Source organism: Chitinophaga sp. (genome assembly GCF_036566945.1).
Lineage (GTDB): Bacteria > Bacteroidota > Bacteroidia > Chitinophagales > Chitinophagaceae > Chitinophaga.
Genome location: NZ_DATCVJ010001091.1, coordinates 1 through 3,850 on the forward strand (window position 1 = coordinate 1; position 3,850 = coordinate 3,850).

4 protein-coding genes are annotated in these 3,850 nt (G+C 46.6%); 1 reads left to right on the forward strand and 3 read right to left on the reverse strand.

Going from position 1 to position 3,850, the window contains the following annotated elements; all coding sequences use genetic code 11:
* Nucleotides 1–576: sodium:solute symporter family transporter (locus tag VIP81_RS32805; protein ID WP_414649453.1), on the reverse strand; the 576-nt coding region annotated here is incomplete at its 3' end.
* A 431-nt stretch (nt 577–1,007) separates the two neighbouring features.
* On the opposite strand from VIP81_RS32805, the gene VIP81_RS32810 reads away from it, so the two are divergent.
* Nucleotides 1,008–2,054, forward strand: a complete 1,047-nt coding sequence (locus VIP81_RS32810) for a DUF481 domain-containing protein (protein ID WP_331972260.1) — start codon at nt 1,008–1,010, stop codon at nt 2,052–2,054.
* 24 nt (nt 2,055–2,078) lie between these two features.
* Here VIP81_RS32810 and VIP81_RS32815 read toward each other — a convergent pair whose 3' ends face one another.
* Nucleotides 2,079–3,218, reverse strand: a complete 1,140-nt coding sequence (locus tag VIP81_RS32815; RefSeq protein WP_331972263.1) for an FAD-dependent oxidoreductase — start codon at nt 3,216–3,218, stop codon at nt 2,079–2,081.
* Between the two features lie 9 nt (nt 3,219–3,227).
* The coding region (locus tag VIP81_RS32820; protein ID WP_331972266.1) for an SDR family NAD(P)-dependent oxidoreductase at nt 3,228–3,850 on the reverse strand (623 nt) is incomplete at its 5' end.

The window sequence follows — 3,850 nt, forward strand, 5'->3', positions numbered from 1 at the left end:
GAAAAACACCTGAATTACATCTGTATAACCAATCACTTTCATGCCGCCCAATGTAATGAGGATAGCAAAGAAGGCCAGTGCCACCATACAGACATAAAAGTTAATACCGGAAATAGTGGATACCGCCAATGCTCCGAGATACAGGATAGACGTGAGATTCACCACCACATACAACAACAGCCAGAAGACGGCCATAATGGTACTTACGGTTTGATTATACCTTCGCTCCAGGAACTGGGGCATCGTATAGATCTTGTTCTTCAGATAAATGGGCAGGAAAAATACCGCTACCACAATCAGGGTGGCGGCAGCCATCCATTCATAAGTAGAAATAGCCAATCCAATACTGAAACCATTTCCGGACATCCCGATAAATTGCTCCGCAGAAATATTGGAAGCAATCAGGGACGCGCCAATTGCCCACCAGGTAAGAGATCCTTCCGCCAGGAAAAAGTCTTTCGAATCCGTGGTCGCCTTCTTCTTCCGGCGATAGATATAGTAGCCGTAGCCTGCTACTATTACAAAATATACCAGGAATACCAGGTAATCAAAGATGTGTAAGGATTTTGTTTGCATAACGTTCAAACGTGGTTATAAAAAATTTCGCGAATCAATATACATAATAAATGTAAAAAATACGCTTACAAAGTTTTTTTATTATCGCGAAAAGTAAAACCGCGAGCGGGAGGAGCCGCGATTTTTCGGGAGATAAAACTATTCATTTAAATTACTTGTCATAGCTCGTTTATAAAAAAAGAAACAATTAATACCCCTTGAATACACAAAAGGTACCTGTGAACAACTACAATAAATATTCTTTCAGATTGATTTCCTTTCCTTTAGCGGGTGGGAATGGTCAACTGAATGCCTGATAGCGTGGAAATAAAATTTAAATATAGAAAAGAGATATTCGGGAACCAAGCTTTTGCGCTTTTTGTTTTTGCATTTCATCTTTGAGGCATCTTCCGGACAAACATTTTGCCTGTTGCCTGTGTTTTGAGATTATTATGGAAGAAGTACTTTTCCTTTTATATAAGCCTGTCTTCCTGCTAACCCTTGTATGGTTCTTATGCAGTGACGTTTTGCAGGCCCAGTCCACTGATACCCTGTATTTCAAAACCGGCTTGAAATTATCCGGTGAGTTCGATCATCTGGAGAGGGGCATGATCTCCTTTTCTTCCGATGAGCTGGACGACCAGGAAATCAGCACCTACAAAATAAGTACGCTGGCAGCCAGCTCTTATTCCTACCGGATCACCACTGTCCGAAACGTTGTGTATTATGGCACCCTTGGCAAAGCTGACAGCGGTATGGTAAAAATCCTGACCAGCGAAGACACGCTGTTAATCCCCCTGAAGGAACTATCCATTGTTGCGTCCTATGATACAGGCTTCTTTAATAACCTGTCGGGAACCCTGGCGTTGGGCTACGTCTTCACAAAATCTGCTTCCCTCGGGGTATTAAATACGTATAATGATATCAGTTATTTCGATGGCAAATTTGCGGCCGACCTGAGTATGAGCGGTATCACCAGCTTTACTTCCGATGCTACCAAAAGGATCAGGGAGTATGTATGGCTCACGCCCGGCTATTATTTCACGCCTTCCTGGCAGGTGGCAGGTATATTCAGTTATCAGCGCAACCTGGAACTGGGAACGTCTAAACGATTTATGGAAGGCGCCGGCGTAGGCTACAAGTTCCTGGTCCGGGAACATATGGATGCTCACCTGATAGCCGGTGTGGCCACTGTTCAGGAAAGTGCGCTCCAGGGATCTTTTCACAAAGGCTTGCTGGAAGCTCCCTTCATCTTACAATATAACCTGTACCTGTTAAAGGATAATAATTTTCGGTTGCAGGTAGTGCAGGGTATTTTTCCAGGATTGAATGAAGATGGAAGAGTACGGGCAGAAGGATGGATTCGTGCAGGTTATACTATTATAGACACTTTTAGCGTGAACGTTCTCTTTTATAATAGTTATGATAGTCAGCCGCCGTTAAAAATATTTTCGAAGTCGGATTACAGCTTAGTGTTTGGGATCGGGTATAGTTTTTAACAGCGGTCCAATGGGGCCGGGTTATTAACTGTTTAACGCCATTACGGCAATCTGATCACCGATCATAGATCCGATGGCAACGCCCATTCCTCCCATGCGTACTCCCATGACCACATTCTTGGTATGGACTTTTACCAGGGGCTGTTTGGTTTTACCGAAAGCCATGATACCCGTCCACCGGTCGGCGATGGTTACTTCGCGGCCGGGCAGGATGATGGTATGCAGTAATACTTCCAGCTCCTGTTGAATGCGGTCGTTGAAATGGAATTCGGTGGTGGTTTCTTTGGCAAAGTCCAGCTGCCGGCCACCTCCCAGCAGCACCCGGCCATCCAGTTCCCGGAAATAGTAATACCCTTCTTCGAGGTGGAAGATGCCTTTAAACGGCAAATCCTTTACCGGCGCCGTTATCAGCACCTGTCCCCTACCCGGCACTACTTCTTCTCCCGGCAAAAGCTGCCGGGTAAAAGCGTTGGTACAGATCAGGACTTTGCGGGCGGTAAATACAATGTCTTCTTTCAATATATGATTAGGCACGGTAACGTTTACCCCTGTATGAAAATCGTCGATACTGCTCACGGGGCAACCGGTTTTGATTTCCACGCCGCTGGCCATAGCCGTATCTATCAGCGCGCGCATCATTTTGCCGGTATGTAGTTCTCCTTCGAAATTATTGCGGATCAGGGCTTTGATGTATTTCTGCTCAAAGCCAAAGACAGGCAACTGTTCGTCGGTTCTTGTAAATGCCGGCTGTTCATCGAACAGGGTACCCAGGATTTTATTGACTTCGGGCAGCTGTTCCAGCGCCCATTCTTCCCGGGACCCAATGAGTTCAAAGCTGCCGTTTTCACGATATCCGATGCGGTCATCTCCCAAACGCTTCCGCAGCAAACGCAAACCAGACAGCCGAAGGTTTACCAGGTTGAGTACCCCTTCCACCGGCATGGTTTGCAGATCGGCCAGTATTTCGGTGAGACTGCCAATACAGGCAAAGCCTGCATTTTTTGTGCTGGCGCCGGTGGGCAGCACTTCTCTTTCCAACACCATCACCCGACTTTGCGGCGCCCTTTCCTTCAGGCTGATGGCGGCAGATAGGCCAACTATACCACTGCCGACGATGATATAGTCGTAGTGCAGCAAACTTTGTTTTTCCCAGTAGCTCAGCATACCTGTAATTTATACGGTTCCTACAGATCCACCATCTACCCGGAATACGGCGCCGGTGATAAATGCCGCGTGTTCCGAAGCCAGGAAGGCCACGATACCACCGGTTTCTTCCGGCAGGCCAACGCGTCCCAGCACCTGGTAGGGACGGTTTTCTTTCAGGAATTGTTTGGCCGCATCGGTGATAGAAATACCTTTTTCTTTTGAGATACCTTCCAGCATATCATCTACCAAAGGGGTTTTGATGAAAGCCGGAGAAACGGTATTCACCAGTATGTTATCCTTACCATAATTCTGCGAGAGCGTTTTGGAATAATTGTTCAGCGCTGCTTTGGTAGCATTGTAATGGCCCATGTTAGGGTCCGGCTGTTCCGCATTTTCAGAAGAGATATTGATGATACGGCCCCCACCCTGCTTTTTCAGGTGAGGAATCACCAGGTTGGTGAGGGCTACCTGACCAAAGAAGTTCACTTCAAAAATACGCCGCCACTGGTCCATGGTAATGGTTTCGAGCGGGCCAAAGGTATCTATGCCGCCTGCATTATTTACCAATATATCTATATGTCCGTATTGCTGTATGGTAGTGGTCACCAGGTGCTGCAGGTCTGCTTCTTTTGCCATATCGGCTACTATCG

What these genes read in the sequence shown, in the direction of transcription:
- VIP81_RS32815 (WP_331972263.1), bottom strand. Translation starts at nt 3,218, where the DNA reads ATGCTGAGCTACTGGGAAAAACAAAGTTTGCTGCACTACGACTATATC.
- VIP81_RS32810 (WP_331972260.1), top strand. Translation starts at nt 1,008, where the DNA reads ATGGAAGAAGTACTTTTCCTTTTATATAAGCCTGTCTTCCTGCTAACC.